This is a genomic window from Acinetobacter sp. AKBS16 (genome assembly GCF_002899995.1).
GTDB classification, from domain to species: domain Bacteria; phylum Pseudomonadota; class Gammaproteobacteria; order Pseudomonadales; family Moraxellaceae; genus Acinetobacter; species Acinetobacter baumannii.
This window is the reverse complement of the sequence record NZ_POYH01000045.1, coordinates 66,488-84,151: the sequence shown is the minus strand read 5'-3', so window position 1 is coordinate 84,151 and position 17,664 is coordinate 66,488. Positions and strand designations below refer to the sequence as shown.

General features: G+C 41.0%; 15 protein-coding genes. 6 read left to right on the top strand and 9 right to left on the bottom strand.

Annotation, left to right across the window (positions count from 1 at the left end; all coding sequences use genetic code 11):
* Position 1: 1 nt before the first annotated feature.
* Both C1642_RS07160 and rsgA read right to left on the bottom strand, forming a co-directional pair.
* Positions 2-418 (bottom strand): rhodanese-like domain-containing protein, encoded by a 417-nt coding sequence (locus tag C1642_RS07160; RefSeq protein WP_000443006.1) that lies wholly within the window; start codon positions 416-418, stop codon positions 2-4.
* 97 nt (positions 419-515) lie between these two features.
* Positions 516-1,574, bottom strand: coding sequence for a ribosome small subunit-dependent GTPase A (rsgA, locus tag C1642_RS07155; RefSeq protein ID WP_103236123.1), 1,059 nt, complete (start codon positions 1,572-1,574; stop codon positions 516-518).
* 125 nt (positions 1,575-1,699) lie between these two features.
* Between rsgA and orn the strand changes: the two genes are divergently transcribed.
* The 3 genes from orn to C1642_RS07140 all read left to right on the top strand — a co-directional run bounded on the left by orn (position 1,700) and on the right by C1642_RS07140 (position 4,094).
* Entirely contained in the window at positions 1,700-2,266 is a 567-nt protein-coding gene (gene orn, locus C1642_RS07150; RefSeq protein WP_000099436.1) for an oligoribonuclease, read from the top strand.
* A gap of 155 nt (positions 2,267-2,421) precedes the next feature.
* Positions 2,422-3,153: a Bax inhibitor-1/YccA family membrane protein gene (locus C1642_RS07145; RefSeq protein WP_001191562.1), complete on the top strand. Its 732-nt coding sequence runs from the start codon at positions 2,422-2,424 to the stop codon at positions 3,151-3,153.
* Between the two features lie 137 nt (positions 3,154-3,290).
* Positions 3,291-4,094, top strand: coding sequence for an enoyl-ACP reductase FabI (locus C1642_RS07140; protein WP_004735881.1), 804 nt, complete (start codon positions 3,291-3,293; stop codon positions 4,092-4,094).
* A 69-nt stretch (positions 4,095-4,163) separates the two neighbouring features.
* Here the strand turns inward: C1642_RS07140 and C1642_RS07135 are convergent, their stop codons facing one another.
* The 7 genes from C1642_RS07135 to C1642_RS07105 form a co-directional block, all read right to left on the bottom strand.
* The gene (locus tag C1642_RS07135) at positions 4,164-5,558 is read right to left on the bottom strand and encodes an efflux transporter outer membrane subunit (RefSeq protein WP_171304698.1); all 1,395 of its coding nucleotides are present in this window, start codon (positions 5,556-5,558) and stop codon (positions 4,164-4,166) included.
* A gap of 22 nt (positions 5,559-5,580) precedes the next feature.
* Positions 5,581-7,575, bottom strand: a complete 1,995-nt coding sequence (locus tag C1642_RS07130) for a MacB family efflux pump subunit (RefSeq protein ID WP_000165905.1) — start codon at positions 7,573-7,575, stop codon at positions 5,581-5,583.
* Between the two features lie 2 nt (positions 7,576-7,577).
* Positions 7,578-8,918 (bottom strand): MacA family efflux pump subunit, encoded by a 1,341-nt coding sequence (locus C1642_RS07125; protein ID WP_001124214.1) that lies wholly within the window; start codon positions 8,916-8,918, stop codon positions 7,578-7,580.
* Between the two features lie 107 nt (positions 8,919-9,025).
* Complete coding sequence (holA, locus tag C1642_RS07120) at positions 9,026-10,015, bottom strand: DNA polymerase III subunit delta (RefSeq protein ID WP_000762831.1); 990 nt, start codon at positions 10,013-10,015, stop codon at positions 9,026-9,028.
* A 19-nt stretch (positions 10,016-10,034) separates the two neighbouring features.
* Entirely contained in the window at positions 10,035-10,544 is a 510-nt protein-coding gene (gene lptE, locus C1642_RS07115; RefSeq protein WP_000549819.1) for an LPS assembly lipoprotein LptE, read from the bottom strand.
* Positions 10,545-10,571: 27 nt separating this feature from the next.
* Complete coding sequence (leuS, locus tag C1642_RS07110) at positions 10,572-13,196, bottom strand: leucine--tRNA ligase (RefSeq protein WP_031959665.1); 2,625 nt, start codon at positions 13,194-13,196, stop codon at positions 10,572-10,574.
* 186 nt (positions 13,197-13,382) lie between these two features.
* Positions 13,383-13,718, bottom strand: coding sequence for a DUF4124 domain-containing protein (locus tag C1642_RS07105; RefSeq protein ID WP_001054472.1), 336 nt, complete (start codon positions 13,716-13,718; stop codon positions 13,383-13,385).
* Positions 13,719-14,222: 504 nt separating this feature from the next.
* On the opposite strand from C1642_RS07105, the gene C1642_RS07100 reads away from it, so the two are divergent.
* Genes C1642_RS07100 through ilvC form a run of 3 tightly spaced genes read left to right on the top strand, consistent with a single transcriptional unit; the run spans position 14,223 to position 17,487 of the window.
* A complete protein-coding gene (locus tag C1642_RS07100; RefSeq protein ID WP_000422094.1) occupies positions 14,223-15,947 on the top strand; it encodes an acetolactate synthase 3 large subunit in 1,725 nt (574 codons plus the stop codon).
* Positions 15,947-16,438 (top strand): acetolactate synthase small subunit, encoded by a 492-nt coding sequence (gene ilvN, locus C1642_RS07095; protein ID WP_001215920.1) that lies wholly within the window; start codon positions 15,947-15,949, stop codon positions 16,436-16,438. The genes C1642_RS07100 and ilvN overlap by 1 nt, the downstream gene beginning before the upstream one ends.
* Before the next feature lie 32 nt (positions 16,439-16,470).
* On the top strand, positions 16,471-17,487 hold the full coding sequence (gene ilvC / locus C1642_RS07090) for a ketol-acid reductoisomerase (RefSeq protein ID WP_001165443.1): 1,017 nt from the start codon (positions 16,471-16,473) through the stop codon (positions 17,485-17,487).
* Positions 17,488-17,664 lie beyond the last annotated feature (177 nt).

Genomic DNA, 17,664 nt, shown 5'->3' with positions numbered 1-17,664 from the left:
CTTAAGCTTTTGGTTTGCTTTTAACGAGAGGTAAGCCTTGAGCTTTCCAGTTACTGATACCACCATCAAGGCGATAGCTGTCATGGTGAGCGACTTTCTGTAAAGCGCTACCAGCAACTTGCCCTAGGTTGCAAATAAATACCAATGGACGGTCACTTGCTTTTAATTCATCAGCATGACTTGCAATTTGGCTATAAGGAATATTGCGGCTACCACTAATGTGACCTTCGCGGAAGTCTTTGCTATCGCGTAAGTCAATCAAAAGGGCATTTTTCGCTTTCACTAAAATACCAAGCGACTGTGGAGAAATTTTACGACCGTTACGTTGACCTTCAAAAATGAAGAACAATACGATCAAGACTCCGAGTGTACCAAACAAAATGGGGTGATTCCCCATAAACTCTAACCAGCGTTCCACAAGTCACCTAAAAAAATTAAAAACAAAATTGACCTAGAGTATAGCGTATATAGATGGTGATCAAAATCACCACTTCAAGGGCAAATGGGGTAGAAAATTAGTTTTTTTGCTGAGCTTCTTGAATCTCATCGATTAAACGTAAAAAGCTGTCTAGGCGGCGTGGTAAAATTTCACCTGCTTCAACAGCCTGTTTTAAGCCACAGTTCTTTTCATGAGTATGAGTGCAATTACGGAATTGACACGAACCTAAATGTGCTTCGATTTCAGGGAAGCCCATACGAATTTTATCTAAATCGAGATGCCAAAGCCCAAACTCGCGAATTCCCGGTGAATCAATCAAGGCGCCATTTTTACCAAAGTTGATTAAACGTGTAGAAGTTGTGGTGTGCTGTCCAAGTGCTGAGTTTTCAGAAATGATATTGGTTTTTTGTTCAGCATCTGGAATGAGCACATTAATAAGTGAGCTTTTCCCAACCCCTGACTGACCTACAAAAGCTACTGTCTCGCCATCAAGACGCTGGGACAATGCTGAGATGTCACCTTTAGAATGACAAATCATGACTTCATAGTCTAAATTTTCATACTCTTTGAGCATGTCGAGAATCGGATCATTTTCAGTGAGTAAATCTGATTTATTAAGCACTAAAAGAGCCGGAATATTTGCATCTGCACATGCCACTAAGTAGCGGTCAATCAAAGTAGGTGCCGGTTCTGGCAGTGGGGCAAAAACAATAACGATTAAGCTGATATTCGCAGCTACAGGTTTTACTTTGTGATAGCGATCCGGGCGTGTAAGTAAAGATGTACGTGGATGAATTGCGGTAATAATCCCTAAACCTGTATTAGGGTCAGCTTGCCACTTCACTCGGTCACCAGTGACCAGTAATTCAAGGTTTGTACGGGTGTGACAGCGCCAAACGCTATTTAATTCAATGGGTTTCCAAAACGGTTCTGGTTCGCCTTCGGCGACTTGCGGTTTTTCTGGGTGATGATCGGGTACAGAAAGTGCCTGTACTTCAAGTTGACGTCCATAGTGCTGTACAACCAGCCCATCTAGATCTTGTGAAGTATCGACTTCTTCTTGGCGAGTTTTATGCTGTTTTTCAATACGACGTTGCTGTTGCTCAGTTAAACGACGCTTACGAATTAGAGCCATTCATATCCCAAAAAAACCATTGTTTGAAGACCGCAAAAATAGCACGAAGCTGGTATGGAATTACAGCGCAGAAGCAAGAAATTTGCTACTATTGATGTTTTTACGGCACTTTAGAACGTACATTCATGAGCAGTACTTTAAATACACGATTAATTTGGATTGATCTGGAAATGACAGGTTTAGATACCGACAACGACCAGATTATTGAAATTGCAACAATTATTACAGATGATCATTTAAATGTACTTGCCGAAGGTCCGGTTTTGGCTATTCATCAACCTGATCGTATTTTAAATGCAATGGATGAGTGGAATACGCGTCAGCACGGCCAGTCAGGTTTAATTGAACGAGTTCGTCGTAGTAAATTGACAGCTCGTGATGCTGAGTTACAGACTTTAGAATTTCTAAAAAAATGGGTAAATCCAAAAGTTTCACCAATGTGTGGTAACTCGATTTGTCAGGATCGCCGTTTCTTACATCGTCTTATGCCTGAACTAGAACAGTATTTCCACTACCGTAATCTTGACGTATCTACAGTAAAAGAACTCTCAAAACGCTGGCGTCCTGAAATTATGAGTGGTCTGAAAAAAAATGCATCACATTTGGCGATGGATGACATTCGTGATTCCATTTCTGAGCTTAAGTATTACCGCGAATACTTCTTTATTATGAATACTGACGGTAAAGATTGATTAGGTTATTCAAGTAAGAAGAAAAGGGGACGAAAGCTCCCTTTTTTATTGTTTAAAGGACATTGTTACAATAATGCCAAGTGGGAATTTGGCTTTCATATTCATTTTGCTTAAAATGATGTTTTAAGTTTATTTATTATAAAAAGAGAGCATTTATGCAAAGTAATAACCCGATACTGACACGCGTTGAAACGGTCAGTGACTATAGTCAACCGATGACCGTGCAAGGTGCGATTCAAAAATCTGTTATGTTGACCATCATTGCAGCCGCAGTGGGTGTCGCTTTATTTTTCTATGCAGCCTTTACTGCAAATGTTGGTATTGCTTATGCGGCTTCAATTGTGGGTGCAATTGGCGGCTTGGTTTTAGCTTTAATTACGACTTTTAAACCAACAACTGCTCCAACTTTGGCAATTCCTTATGCTTTATTTGAAGGGGCTTTCTTAGGTGGTATTTCTTTTACTTTCCAGTTGAAATATCCGGGCGTTCCTCTTCAAGCTTTATTGGCAACTTTCGTCACGACTTTGGTGATGTTTGGTCTATATAAGTTTCAAATCATACGCGCAACTGAAAAGTTCAAATCAGTTGTGATCTCTGCATCTCTGGCGATCTTTATTGTATTTATCGTGCAGATGGTGATGCGTTTAGCGTTTGGCTCAAGCATTCCTTATATTTTTGAAAGCAACTGGTTAGGTATTGGTTTTGCTGCTTTTGTTGCAGTGATTGCTTCACTGAACCTAATTTTAGATTTTGATTTGATCGAAACTAATGCAGCATATCGTGCACCAAAATTCATGGAATGGTTGTGTGGTATTGCCTTACTTGCAACTTTAGTATGGATGTATATCTCATTCTTACGTTTGCTTGGCTTATTGTCTGACGACTAAAAATGAGTTGGTAAAAAGTCGCTCCTAAATCGGAGCGATTTTTTTTTCGTGCGATTTTTGAAAAAAGATGCATTATGCAATTTCGAAAAACGTTGAATATTGGCATTATGCTGAAAATTGTTTTGAGTGAGATCGGCATGACACAAGGACTTTTAGCAGGTAAACGCTTTTTGATTGCAGGCGTTGCTAGTAAATTATCAATTGCTTATGGTATTGCACAAGCATTACACCGTGAAGGTGCTGAGCTTGCATTTACTTATCCAAACGAAAAATTAAAAAAACGTGTAGATGAGTTTGCTGAGCAATTCGGTTCTAAGCTTGTGTTTCCATGTGATGTTGCCGTTGATGCTGAAATTGATAATGCATTTGCGGAACTTGCAAAACATTGGGACGGCGTAGACGGTGTTGTGCACTCAATCGGCTTTGCACCTGCGCACACGCTTGATGGTGACTTCACTGAAGTGACTGACCGTGACGGTTTTAAAATTGCTCATGACATTAGCGCATACAGCTTTGTTGCAATGGCACGTGCTGCAAAACCTTTATTACAAGCTCGCCAAGGTTGTTTATTAACTTTGACTTACCAAGGTTCTGAGCGCGTTATGCCTAACTACAACGTAATGGGTATGGCAAAAGCATCTTTAGAAGCTGGCGTTCGTTACTTGGCATCAAGTTTGGGTGTTGACGGTATCCGTGTAAACGCAATTTCTGCGGGTCCAATTCGTACTTTAGCTGCTTCTGGTATTAAATCTTTCCGTAAAATGTTAGATGCTAACGAAAAAGTTGCACCGTTAAAGCGTAACGTAACCATTGAAGAAGTGGGTAATGCAGCGTTATTCCTTTGCTCACCTTGGGCTTCAGGTATTACTGGTGAAATTCTATATGTAGATGCTGGTTTCAATACTGTAGGTATGAGCCAATCTATGATGGATGATGAATAAGTCTTAAGATTTATTCAGACATAAAAAAAGCCGTAGTTGAAGGACTACGGCTTTTTTACTGGGCGCAAGTTATTGCGGCAGTTCTTTTACAGGTGAACCGCCTAATGCCTGCATAAGGGTGACATAAGCGTTGTATTGGCTTTGTTTGGTTTCAACAAGACTCAAGCGCGCAGTACGTGTAGTTTGCTGTGCATCAAGAAGTGTTTTTAACGCAACAGCGCCATAACGGTAGCGGACTTCAGTTAAACGTTCAGTTTTTTCTGCAAGTTCGACATTACGCTCTTGTAACGCTACTTGTTTGTCGAGTTCTGTGCGGCTTGATAACGCATTTTCTACATCAGCAAAAGCCTGATAAAGCGTTTGGCGATATTGAATAATCGCTTTTTCATAATCTAGGTTGCTAATCGCGATATCTTTTTTCATATCGTTATATTGCAAAAACGGTAGGCTTAAACTCGCTCCAAGCGTAAGGGCAGGGTTATGTAATAACTCCGTTAACGATGTGCTGCTTGAACCTAAACTACTGGTTAAGCTAATTGACGGGTAGTAGCTTGCTTTAGTTGCATCTTTAGTTGCTAGTGCTTTTCTCAAGCGAAGCTCAGCTGCTTGCAAGTCTGGGCGACGTGACAAAATATCCGCTGGTAAACCCGCACCAATAGCAGGCAGCGCTGTACGTGGTAAACGCTGTGGCTCTTGAATATTGAGTTGCTGTACTGGCTCATGCAATAACACAGCAATGGCTGTACGCGTTTCAACAAGCTGTTGCTCAATCTGGCTTAAACTTGCTTTTTGGCTTTGAACAGACTGCTCGGCTTGCGTAAGGTCTAATCCTGAAACTGCACCTGCTTTATACTGAGTTTGAACTAACTGATAAAGCTTTTGTGAAGTGGCTAAGCTTTGCTGTGCAGTTGCATACCGTTCATTTAAATAACCAAGTTGCCAGTAGAGTTTCGCAGTAGTGGCAATCAGACTTTGACCAGTAGCTTGAAGATCTTGTTCGGTTGCTAACGCTTCCCATTTACTTGCTTCAGTTTGACGAGCAAGCTTGCCAAACAAATCAAGTTCATAGCTCACCCCAGCACTCATTGATAAACCTTTCGCACTGTCATCTCCCGAATTTAAGTCGAAAGAATGTCCTGTAGAAACACTAGAGCTGGTCCGTAAGCCTTGTTTATTCGCGGTTAAATCAGCTTGCAAGCGTGCTTGCTTGAGTGTGATTCCCGCAACAGCCAAATCACTATTGCGCTCTAAAACATTAGTTACGAGTTGGTTGAGCTGTGCATCTCCAAACAATGTCCACCAACGGTCAGAATATTGCTCAACCGATGCTGTTTTAGCTTTAGCCTTATCGTACTGAAAACTACCCGGAACTTGTACAGCTGGTGCTTGGTAAGGTGTTTTTACTACAGCGGCACATCCCACAAGAGAACTAGTGAGGAGAAGTGCTGCGCTAAGTTTAGTCATAGAAAAAGACATGCAATTTTCCTTATTCTCGTGATAGTGCTGCAACAGGGTCAAGTTTTGCTGCATTCTTGGCAGGTAAGAAGCCGAATACGACACCAATCAATGTTGAACACACAAACGCAGCAACAATTGATGTGGTTGAATAGGCGACAGCAAAGTTGCCACCGGCAAACTTATTAATCAGTTGTCCTAAGCCCAGTGATAGCAGTACGCCAAGTACACCACCAATCAAACATACTAAAATTGCTTCAATCAGGAACTGCTGCAAAATATCACTTTGTCGAGCACCCACAGCCATACGCACACCAATTTCTTGCGTACGTTCAGTCACCGAAACCAGCATAATATTCATTACCCCGATACCACCAACTACCAGAGAAATTACAGCAATTGCTGATACTAAGAGGGTCATAGTACTTGTGGTTTTCTCAATGGTTTGTCGGATACTGTCACTGTTCATGGTGAAAATATCTTGGGCACCGTGGCGCTGGGTTAATAAGTTAACGATGGCGTTTTCAGCAGCACTGGTCGAGTATTTATCATTAATACGTACGACAATATTACGGACATGGGCTTGCCCTAACATACGGCTCATGACCGTGGTATAAGGCATATATACATTCAGCGTGTCATCCGAACCCATTCCGCTGGTCTGAGGTTCTACAATGCCGATAATACGAGCTGGTACGCTACCCAGTAACACGACTTGCCCGATTGGGTTAGTACCATCGCTAAAGAATTGTTTTTGCGTATTGGTATCAATGACTACATCTTGCGAACGGTCGCGGACACTTCGTTGATCAAAGGTTTGGCCGTCTTTAAAAACTAGACCTTTTACATCGAAATAATCGTTACTTACACCGTTAATAGTCGCATTTGCTTCATTTTGTTGATAACGCATGGTCTTGGATGTACTGACCATCGGGCTGACTGCACTGACATAAGGTTGTGTCATTAATGCATCGGCGTCGGCAGGAACCAGCGTTTTAAAATTGGCTGTCTTGGAGTTATCACCAAAACCACGACCTTGGAATACCGTAATTGTGTTGGTGCCTAAACTGCTAATGTTGCTCAAAATCTGTTGTTGAGAGCCATTACCCAGTGCGACCACCGTTACGACAGAGGCAATACCAATAATGATCCCCAGCATGGTTAAGAAAGTACGCATGCGGTGGGCATTCATGGACAGTAAAGCCATTTGAAAGGCTTCGGATAAGCGATCTAGGGTTGAACGCCAAGCCGAAATACTTTTGCCTTTTTTCTGCTTATTTTGTAAAGCAGGTGCTGCATCTGGATCAGATTTAACTTCTTCTAAAGACTGGTCTGGAACATTAGGACGGTCACTAATAATTTCCCCATCACTAATTTCGATAATGCGCGTTGCATTCTTTGCAACTTGCATATCGTGCGTTACCAAAATAATCGTATGGCCAGCCGCGTTGAGTTCACGCAAAATTCGCATCACTTCAACGCCGCTATGTGAATCGAGTGCCCCTGTTGGTTCGTCGGCCAAGATCACATCGCCGCCATTCATTAAGGCACGTGCAATTGATACACGTTGCTGTTGACCACCTGAAAGCTGGCTTGGTCGGTTTTGCGTTTTAGTACCTAAACCTAACTCCGTGAGCAGGGCAGTAGCTCGCTGTTTACGGTCTGCTGGAGTAACACCAGCATAAACAGCTGGAACCTCAACGTTACCTTCAGCTGATAAGTCACCCAGTAAATGATAGCGCTGGAAAATAAAACCAAAATATTCACGGCGTAACTGCGCTAACTGGTCGGGCTCTAGCTTACCGGTTTCTTGACCATTAACCTTATAACTACCACTTGTTGGGCGGTCCAGACAGCCCAAAATATTCATGAGCGTTGATTTACCAGAGCCGGACTGGCCAACAATAGCAACCAGCTCACCCTCATAAATGGTCAGGTCAATGCCTTTTAAAATTTGAATCGTGCTTTCGCCAGCAGGGAATTCCCGGACCAGATTGCTGACTTCAAGCAAAGCTTGTTTTGTCATGCTTACATTCCCATTGGACCGCTACGGCGACGGTTATTACCACTGTTTGCAGAAGCTGCAGAGTTTTCTGAACTATCAGCGATCACAACTTGGTCACCTTGTTTTAATCCGGCAAGTACTTGTGCATTTACACGGTTATTAATACCTACCAAAATTTGTGTTGGTTTAGTCGTACCATCTGCTTGTAAAACGCGAACTACACTTAGTGTTGCTTTGCCTTGTTCAATAAGTTGTTTTTGTTCAGGAGTTAAATTTAAGCGTTCTAAACGAACACCATTACCTTGATGCTTGCGTTCTGCACTTGGAGTAGAACTCGCTTTATCTGCTGATTGACCCTGTTTTCTTTGGCCAGAAAATTGTTTGCTACTTAACGCAGAAGATGGAACCAATAAGGCATTTTTTGCTGAATTTAATACGATATAAACTTGTGCAGTCATATCAATACGCAATTTGCCGTCCGTATTTGGAACATCAAATAAAGCGTTGTAGTAAACAGCTGAGCTTGTTGTTGAACTTGTGGTGCTGTTTGATTCACTAGAGATCGAATCTGGAGCAGGTTCAATTTGACGTAAGGTTGCATATCGCTTGGTTTCATCACCTAAGGTCGTGAAATAGACCTGCTGACCTTTTTCCACTTTCATAATATCGGCTTCACTCACCTGTGCTTTAATCGTCATATTTTGAAGTTTTGCAATTTTGACGATAGTTGGAGCACTTTGGTTTGCGTTTACCGTTTGACCTTCTTCGGTCACAATCGCAACAACCGTACCATCAGTTGGCGCAACAATACGTGTATAGCCAATATTGGTTTGTGCTGTTGAACGCGTTATTTTTGCAGACTCAATTTGTGCATCTAATGCTTTAACTTGTGCCTGAGCTGTTTTATAAGCAGCTTCAGCCGACTCTAAATCTGCACGAGGTGTTGCATCTTGAGCATACATTTGTTGTTGACGACGATATTCGAGTTGTTTCTCGTTTAAAGAAGCGATTTGCTGAAGACGCTGTGCCTCTAAATTTTTAATATTGGCATCAGATGTTTTTAAACTGTTTTCTTGGGTGGTCGAGTCAATTTGTGCAATAAGTTGACCTTGTTTTACTTGATCACCAAGCTGCACATACATCTTTTTAACCTGACCAGATACCTGAGCACCCACACTAATAAGCTTGGTTGCATCAAGTGTACCGGTTGCAAGTACATTATTCTCAATATCCCCACGAGTTACCTCTGCTGTAATATATTGAGGTTGCTGTTGTTTAGGCTTTAAGAATTTCCAAGCTAAGACAGCAATAATGGCGATACAGACGACAATAATTACGAGTTTAATTGGCTTTATTTTTGGCATGGCGAGAGGTCGAAAAGTCTAAAATTTAACTTAGTATAAGAGTCAAATGAGGATAAAACGTGAATTTTTATGATATTTCAATAAAGCAGGCAAATGATTTGGCTGCCCTAATGTATAAATAATGTTTTTCCACACAGCTCGGCAATGGCTTGTTGCATTAAATGTTGGGCATTCTCATTTGACATGCCTTTGATTGCGGCATCAATTTGTAAAAGCAGGGCAGACCATCCCAAAAATTGCTGTGGATTGAGTCTTCTTAATGCTTGTTGATATAAGCTAACTTTTGTTTTCCATATACCTAGTTGTAATGCATTATGTGGTTGTTCAAACAACTGCATTAATAAACGCATTTCTTTACTTAATGTCCATAAGATCAAGCTTTCCGGTTCACCGGAACCGATTAAATATTGAAAGATCTTAATGGACTGAGCAAGATTACCTTCTAATAACGCATCGCTTAAATCGTAAGTGGTGTAACGAGACTGATCTTGTAGACACGCATATAACTGTTCAATTTGAATTAGTTTCTGGTCTGGAAAAGTATCTCTTACCCGCATCAAGCTATTTTTAGCAGCGAGCAGGTTATGCTCATGATGCTGCATGAGCCACTGCCAAGCATCATTGTCGAGTTGAATTTCTAACTTCTCAGCCTCAGCGGCTAATATTCGTTGACGATCTTGCGGATAGTTAGCAGTAAGGGCAACCACCACACCGTTCGCTTCAACAACTTGGAAAAAAGCAGATTTTAAGCTGCTACTGTCTTGTTTGGGTAAAACAATTAACAGCAGGTTAGTTTCATTATGCTGGATATAACTTTTTAGCTGTTTTAAACCATTGGCATCGGGCTTGATATTGCCGTGAACTTCAATAGCAAGTTGCTGAGAAAATAAAGATAGGCTGTTCAGTGCATTAAAGACATTTTTCCAGTCACTTACACTACTAATATCGTAGCGCTGTCTTTCAATGTCTTGTTGCTGCCAGCTTTTGCGAAAAGTGTCGAGTAAATTTTGTTCTAATAAAGGTTCCTGTCCATGCAGGATCCACGCACCCCGAGCTTCCGGAATGCGTTTGAGGGCTTGTAAATAGTCAAGTTTCATTACTTAAGAAAAGATACGTCTATGGTTGAGCTTTTGGTAAGCGATTGGCTGAAATTTGACGAGTAATTTGCTGTGCAAGGTCATCAATTACAATACGTTGCAAGTAACTCTCTTGCTGGTTCTCAGTGTTGACCGTTGCCAAATCATATTGATAACTACGAGCTGCGGTTAAAGTACGCGGCTCTGTAATTTTATTACCTTGACGGTCTTCGATTTGGAAAGTTACAGTCAAGCGTAATAACACTTCTGTAAGTTTACCATTTAGAAGCTGACGACGAGGCGTGTATTCTAAAACACGAAGAACATAGGCGTCGTTGTCATTGCTGAGCTGAACACCATTTGCCGTTAAATACACTTTTAATTGTGTTTCAAGGTCATCGGTTTTTGCCGGTAACTCAAGGCTTAATTTTTTATAAACAAGTGGAGTCGCAGTCGGGTTGGTTCCTTTTAAATGGAAACCACACCCGACTAAGCCTGCACTAAGGCCTAAGGTTAAAACAACAGCGGCTAAACGTTGGGCTAAGTGCATGCTTGATCCTCTCATTAATACCTGTAATTAAACCACGAGGTTAACCAATTTGTTTGGAACCACAATCTCTTTTTTGGTTGGTCCTGTTAAGAACTGCTGAACTTCTGGTAATGCTTTCGCTTGAGCTAATAACTCATCTTTAGAAATATCAACAGAAACTTCAAGTTTACCGCGAAGTTTACCATTTACTTGTACAACAATCGTTTGAGTATTGCGGGTTAATGCAGAAGCATCAACTTCAGGGAAAGTTGCTTCTGTTAAGTCCGTACCAAACTGAGCCAATAAAGTCTGGCTTAAATGCGGAGCAAATGGAGCAAGTAAAGTTAACAATGTGGTGATTGCTTCACGTTCTACAGCAACGTCATTGTCATCTTTTGCTTCAAACTTATTGCTTGCGTTTAACAATTCCATCAATGCAGCAATTGCAGTATTAAACGCGTGACGACGCTCAATATCATCACTTACTTTTTGAATGGTTTCGTGTGTCTTACGACGTAAATCTTGAGCATCTTTAGACAAGTTTGCTTTATCAATTGCTGTTGCAGAGTTTCCTTTTTCAAGGAAGCTTGCTACCAGACGCCATACACGTTTCAAGAAACGGTTTGCACCTTCAACACCTGCATCAGACCATTCTAAAGATTGATCTGGTGGTGCAGCAAACATCATAAATACACGAGCTGTATCTGCGCCGTATTGATCAATAATGGCTTGTGGGTCAATACCGTTATTTTTCGACTTGGACATTTTTTCTTGTCCGCCGATAATCACTTCTTGACCATCACCTGAATATTTTGCAGAAATGATGCGACCTTTCTCATCACGTTCTAATTCGATATCAGCAGGGTTGAACCAAGTTTTCTTACCATTTTCTGCTTCACGATAGAAAGTATCTGCAAGCACCATGCCTTGAGTTAACAAGTTGGTAAATGGCTCATTACCTTGTACGACACCTTCATCACGCATTAATTTGTGGAAGAAGCGTGCATAAAGTAAGTGAAGAATCGCGTGTTCAACACCACCAATATATTGGTTTACAGGAAGCCAGTTTTTAGCTGCTTCAGGTTTTACCATACCACCAGTAAAGTCTGGAGATGCATAGCGTGCGTAGTACCAAGATGATTCTACGAATGTGTCCAATGTATCTGTTTCACGGCGTGCATCGCCACCACAGCAAGGACATTTAGTTTCATAGAATTCAGGCATTTTATTTAGTGGATTACCTGAACCATCTGGAACAACGTCAGTTGGTAATACAACCGGAAGTTGATCTTCAGGAACTGTGACTTGACCACAAGTATCACAGTTGATCATTGGAATTGGACAACCCCAGTAACGTTGACGAGAAACACCCCAGTCACGTAAACGGAATTGAACTTTAGAATTTGCTAAACCTTGTGGTTCTAATTTTGCAAGGAATGCATCGAATGCAGCTTGGAATTCTAGACCGTCAAATTCGCCAGAGTTAACAAGTTTACCTTCTTTAGAACCGTACCATTCTTGCCATTCAGTTGCAGAGTAGTCTGCATCGTCAGCACCTTTGGCATCAATGACTTGCTTAATTGGCAAGTTGAACTTGTTAGCAAATTCGAAGTCACGTTCGTCATGTGCTGGTACAGCCATCACTGCGCCAGAACCGTAAGACATTAATACGTAGTTCGCAATCCAGACAGGGAGCTCTTCGCCAGTTACAGGGTGTTTTACAAACAAACCTGTTGCCATACCTTTCTTCTCGGCTGTAGCCAAGTCAGCTTCTGCAACTGAACCCATGCGGCATTCTTCAATAAATGCAGCCAATTCAGGATTATTTTCAGCAGCTTTAAGCGCAATAGGGTGTTCTGCTGCAACGGCAACGTACGTCACACCCATAAGTGTGTCGGCACGTGTTGTATAAACAGTTAAGCCGTCAGCATAAATTTCAGTATTGGCAGATGGGAAGGTAATTTCCATACCTGTAGAACGACCAATCCAGTTACGCTGCATGGTCAACACTTGTTGAGGCCAGCCGTCTTGTAGAGTGTCTAGGTCGTCTAATAATTCTTGTGCATAGTCCGTAATACGGAAGTAGTACATTGGAATATCGCGTTTTTCAACCAATGCACCTGAACGCCAGCCACGACCATTTTCAACTTGTTCGTTTGCCAAAACTGTTTGGTCAACCGGATCCCAGTTTACTGTTGAAAGTTTACGGTAGATTAAACCTTTTTTATAAAGCTGAACGAACAACCATTGTTCCCAGTGATAGTACTCTGGTGTACACGTTGCAAATTCACGGTCCCAATCTACAGATAGACCTAATTTTTTTAATTGGTCACGCATGTAAGCGATGTTTTCAAATGTCCATTTTGCCGGAGCAACTTTATGGGCAATTGCAGCGTTTTCCGCTGGTAAACCAAATGCATCCCAACCCATAGGTTGTAATACGGTTTCACCTTTTAAACGGTAAAAACGGCTAATTACATCGCCAATGGTATAGTTACGCACATGACCCATGTGCAGTTTGCCACTTGGGTAAGGGAACATTGACAGGATGTAGCGATGTTTACCTTCGACAGTGTCGGCAACTTTAAAGACTTTACGATTTTCCCAATCTTGTTGGACTGATGGTTCAATCGTGTTTGCTTGATATTCTGGGTCAATGTGAGAAATAGTCATAGACGTAAGCTATACAACGAAAATTGAAATGAAAGATTGCTGCACAGCATAGCGCAAAATAGAGGAAAATGTCAGTTTTTAGAGCAGGATTTTATCTTTTAATCTGCGCTATAAAATTTCCCAATCTATTCTTGTTTATTTTAAATAATCGAAGAGTGGTAAAAATATTCACCACTCTCATTTTAATTATCTTGGTGCCGATACAGACGGGGCAGGTGGGACCGGGACAGCAGGTGCACCTTTTTCCACTGCTACGTTAGTTACTTCTTGCACGACTTTATCTTTATCCTGAGATGGTTGTTCTGAGTTTGATGTTGGATTTTTCAACAATGGTTGACTGCCGTAAGTCGAAACTTTGTTCAAATGTTTTGCTCCTTTAGGTGGTGGCGTCGTGGTGTAATGTGTCGAGCCACTTTGATCCATCCATTTATAATATTGTTGTGCCTGACTTTGACTTGAGCAAAGTAAAATCGCTGTTGTAGCGGCTGTATACAGGCTTGTTTTTAAATAAGATAAATTCATATCAGTTCTTCCCCAATGTAAACTGATTATATTTAAATAAACTTTATAAATAAGCAATTTACAATGGATCGTTTTATATAAAAATAATAAATTTTTAATAAATAATGAGCTAAGAAGAGTAAATTCACGATTTAATATTAGATTAAAAAAGCAGCAGCTAAAATTTTTTATGGAAAAACCTTTTCTTTATTCTTGACTTTGTATATAGAAACAACAAAAATGCTTTCTCTAGTTTTATATGCATTTACTCGATCACCCTTCGAATAACTGTCATGTTTTGTAATAGACATTCTCTCTAGCCGAGAGATTGATTTTACTAAAGTATGTATATCCAGACATGCTTTATTAATGTTAAAACAGCTTATACGGCTGAAAAACAGAAATTTTTCTATTGCAACGAAAACTAGACAATATGTGTGCTATAACAGTGCAGACAATTCAATGAATGAAACACTATTTATGCCTTCCATAAAATAGTGATATAAGATTTTAGGGTGAATCACGTTGGAACTTTTATCTGGTGGTGAAATGCTCGTTCGCGCTCTTGCGGACGAAGGCGTTGAACATGTTTTTGGTTATCCAGGCGGCGCAGTATTACATATTTATGATGCGCTATTTCAACAAGACAAAATCAATCATTACCTCGTGCGCCATGAGCAAGCTGCTGGTCATATGGCAGATGCCTACTCGCGTGCTACAGGTAAGACAGGCGTAGTACTGGTCACTTCTGGTCCAGGCGCAACCAATACAGTAACTCCAATTGCAACAGCTTATATGGACTCAATCCCAATGGTGGTTTTGTCTGGCCAGGTTGCATCACATCTGATTGGTGAAGACGCTTTCCAGGAAACTGATATGGTTGGTATTTCACGTCCTATCGTGAAACACAGCTTTCAGGTCCGCCACGCAAGTGAAATCCCTGCAATTATTAAAAAAGCATTCTATATCGCATCAAGTGGGCGCCCTGGTCCAGTTGTAGTCGATATTCCTAAAGATGCGACTAACCCTGCAGAAAAGTTTGCATACGAATACCCTGAAAAAGTGAAGATGCGTTCATATCAACCACCTTCACGCGGCCACTCTGGTCAAATTCGTAAAGCAATTGATGAGTTACTTACTGCAAAACGTCCTGTTATTTATACAGGCGGTGGTGTTGTACAAGGGAATGCTTCTGCGTTATTAACCGAACTTGCACATTTACTTGGTTATCCGGTAACTAACACACTTATGGGGTTAGGCGGATTCCCGGGCGATGACCCACAGTTTATTGGCATGTTAGGTATGCACGGTACATATGAAGCCAATATGGCAATGCACCATGCAGACGTAATTTTGGCGATTGGTGCGCGTTTTGATGACCGCGTAACAAATAACCCAGCCAAATTCTGCCCGAACTCAAAAGTGATTCATGTTGATATCGACCCTGCAACCATTTCAAAAACGATTATGGCGCATATTCCGATCGTTGGTGCAGTAGAGCCAGTTCTTCAAGAAATGTTGGCACAGTTAAAACAATTAAATGTGTCTAAACCAAATCCTGAAGCAATTGCAGCTTGGTGGTCTCAAATCAATGAATGGCGCAAAGTTCATGGTTTGAAATATGAAAATCCATCTGATGGCACTATGAAGCCACAGCAGGTTGTTGAAACTTTATATAAAGTGACCAATGGCGATGCCATTATTACTTCTGACGTAGGTCAACATCAGATGTTTGGTGCACTTTATTATAAGTACAAACGTCCTCGCCAATGGATCAACTCAGGTGGCCTTGGCACCATGGGTGTTGGTTTACCTTATGCAATGGCTGCGAAGCTTGCTTTCCCAGACCAACAAGTTGTTTGTATTACGGGTGAAGCTTCAATTCAGATGTGTATTCAGGAACTTTCAACCTGTAAACAATATGGCTTGAACGTAAAAATCTTGTGCTTGAACAACCGTGCATTAGGTATGGTGAAACAATGGCAAGATATGAACTATGAAGGTCGTCATTCAAGTTCTTATGTTGAGTCATTACCTGACTTTGCCAAGTTAATGGAAGCTTATGGTCATGTAGGCATTCAAATTAATCATGCCGATGAACTTGAATCTAAGCTTGCAGAAGCAATGGCAATCAATGATAAATGCGTATTTATCAACGTTATGGTTGACCGTAGCGAACACGTTTATCCAATGCAGGTTGCAGGTCAATCTATGCGTGATATGTGGATTTCTAAAGGGGAGCGCATTTAATGAGACATATTATTTCTGTACTCGTTGAAAACGAAGCTGGTGCGCTTTCTCGTTTGGTGGGCTTATTCAGTCAACGTAACTACAACATTGAAACACTTAATGTTGCACCAACCGAAGATCCGACATTATCGCGTTTAACGTTAACGACTTATGGCGATGACCATAAGATCGAACAAATTACGAAACAGCTCAACAAGCTTGTTGAGGTGGTAAAAGTAGTTGATTTATCAGAAGGTTCACATATTGAGCGTGAACTCATGCTAATCAAAGTAAAAGCATTGGGTGCTTCACGTGCTGAAATTAAGCGTACTGCGGATATTTTCCGTGCGCAAATTGTAGACGTGACACCAACGACCTATACCATTCAAATAGCAGGGACAACTGAAAAATTAGATGGTTTTATCGATGCGCTTGCAGAAAACACCATTCTTGAAGTCGTTCGTTCAGGTGTATCAGGTATCGCCCGTGGCGAAAAAGTTTTAGCCATTTAATTTTTTAAAAAGTATTTTAGCGGAGAACACAAATGCAAATTTTTTACGATAAAGACTGTGACTTATCAATCATCCAAAGCAAGAAAGTTGCGATTATTGGTTACGGTTCTCAAGGTCATGCTCATGCACTTAACCTTAAAGACTCAGGTGTAGACGTAACTGTAGGTTTACGTGCTGGTTCAGCTTCTTGGAAGAAAGCTGAAAACGCTGGTCTTAAAGTTGCTGAAGTCCCAGCAGCAGTTAAGCAAGCTGACCTCGTAATGATTTTGACTCCAGATGAATTCCAATCACAACTTTACCGTGACGTGATTGAGCCAAACATCAAAGAAGGCGCGACTTTAGCATTTGCTCATGGTTTCTCTGTTCTATATAACCAAGTTGTTCCACGTAAAGACTTAGACGTAATCATGGTTGCGCCTAAAGCTCCTGGTCACACTGTACGTTCAGAATTCCAACGTGGTTCAGGTGTTCCTGACCTAATCGCAATTCACCAAGACGCTTCTGGTAATGCACGTAACGTTGCGCTTTCTTACGCTTCTGGCGTAGGTGGTGGCCGTACAGGTATTATCGAAACTTCATTCCGTGAAGAAACTGAAACTGACTTATTCGGTGAGCAAGCAGTTCTTTGTGGTGGTGCAGTTGAACTTGTGAAAATGGGCTTCGAAACTTTGGTTGAAGCTGGTTATGCACCAGAAATGGCTTACTTCGAATGCTTACACGAACTTAAGTTAATCGTTGACTTGATGTTCGAAGGCGGTATCGCTGACATGAACTACTCAGTTTCTAACAATGCTGAGTACGGTGAATACGTAACTGGTCCTGAAGTAATCAATGAACAGTCTCGTGAAGCAATGCGTAATGCATTAAAACGTATTCAATCTGGTGAATACGCGAAGATGTTCATCCAAGAAGGTGCATTGAACTACCCATCTATGACAGCTCGTCGTCGTCAAAATGCTGCACACGGTATTGAACAAACTGGTGCTAAATTACGTGCAATGATGCCTTGGATTCAAGCGAACAAGATCGTAGACAAAGAGAAAAACTAATTCTCTTTTCTATTATTTTTAAAAGAACCCTGCTAAATGCAGGGTTTTTTATTTTATTACCCCCTAAAACAAGTTTAAAAAAACATCATTAAGGTCAATTGACCTAGACTTAAGAAATCCTATATTTTTCATATAATTGGATGCTTAATTTTTGTTTACTTTATTGATTTCTAAAGT

Bases quoted from the DNA above. Each gene is read 5' to 3' on its own strand.
- rsgA (WP_103236123.1), bottom strand. From the start codon at position 1,574: ATGGCTCTAATTCGTAAGCGTCGTTTAACTGAGCAACAGCAACGTCGT.
- orn (WP_000099436.1), top strand. From the start codon at position 1,700: ATGAGCAGTACTTTAAATACACGATTAATTTGGATTGATCTGGAAATG.
- C1642_RS07145 (WP_001191562.1), top strand. From the start codon at position 2,422: ATGCAAAGTAATAACCCGATACTGACACGCGTTGAAACGGTCAGTGAC.
- C1642_RS07140 (WP_004735881.1), top strand. From the start codon at position 3,291: ATGACACAAGGACTTTTAGCAGGTAAACGCTTTTTGATTGCAGGCGTT.
- C1642_RS07135 (WP_171304698.1), bottom strand. From the start codon at position 5,558: ATGACTAAACTTAGCGCAGCACTTCTCCTCACTAGTTCTCTTGTGGGA.
- C1642_RS07130 (WP_000165905.1), bottom strand. From the start codon at position 7,575: ATGACAAAACAAGCTTTGCTTGAAGTCAGCAATCTGGTCCGGGAATTC.
- C1642_RS07125 (WP_001124214.1), bottom strand. From the start codon at position 8,918: ATGCCAAAAATAAAGCCAATTAAACTCGTAATTATTGTCGTCTGTATC.
- holA (WP_000762831.1), bottom strand. From the start codon at position 10,015: ATGAAACTTGACTATTTACAAGCCCTCAAACGCATTCCGGAAGCTCGG.
- lptE (WP_000549819.1), bottom strand. From the start codon at position 10,544: ATGCACTTAGCCCAACGTTTAGCCGCTGTTGTTTTAACCTTAGGCCTT.
- leuS (WP_031959665.1), bottom strand. From the start codon at position 13,196: ATGACTATTTCTCACATTGACCCAGAATATCAAGCAAACACGATTGAA.
- C1642_RS07105 (WP_001054472.1), bottom strand. From the start codon at position 13,718: ATGAATTTATCTTATTTAAAAACAAGCCTGTATACAGCCGCTACAACA.
- ilvN (WP_001215920.1), top strand. From the start codon at position 15,947: ATGAGACATATTATTTCTGTACTCGTTGAAAACGAAGCTGGTGCGCTT.
- ilvC (WP_001165443.1), top strand. From the start codon at position 16,471: ATGCAAATTTTTTACGATAAAGACTGTGACTTATCAATCATCCAAAGC.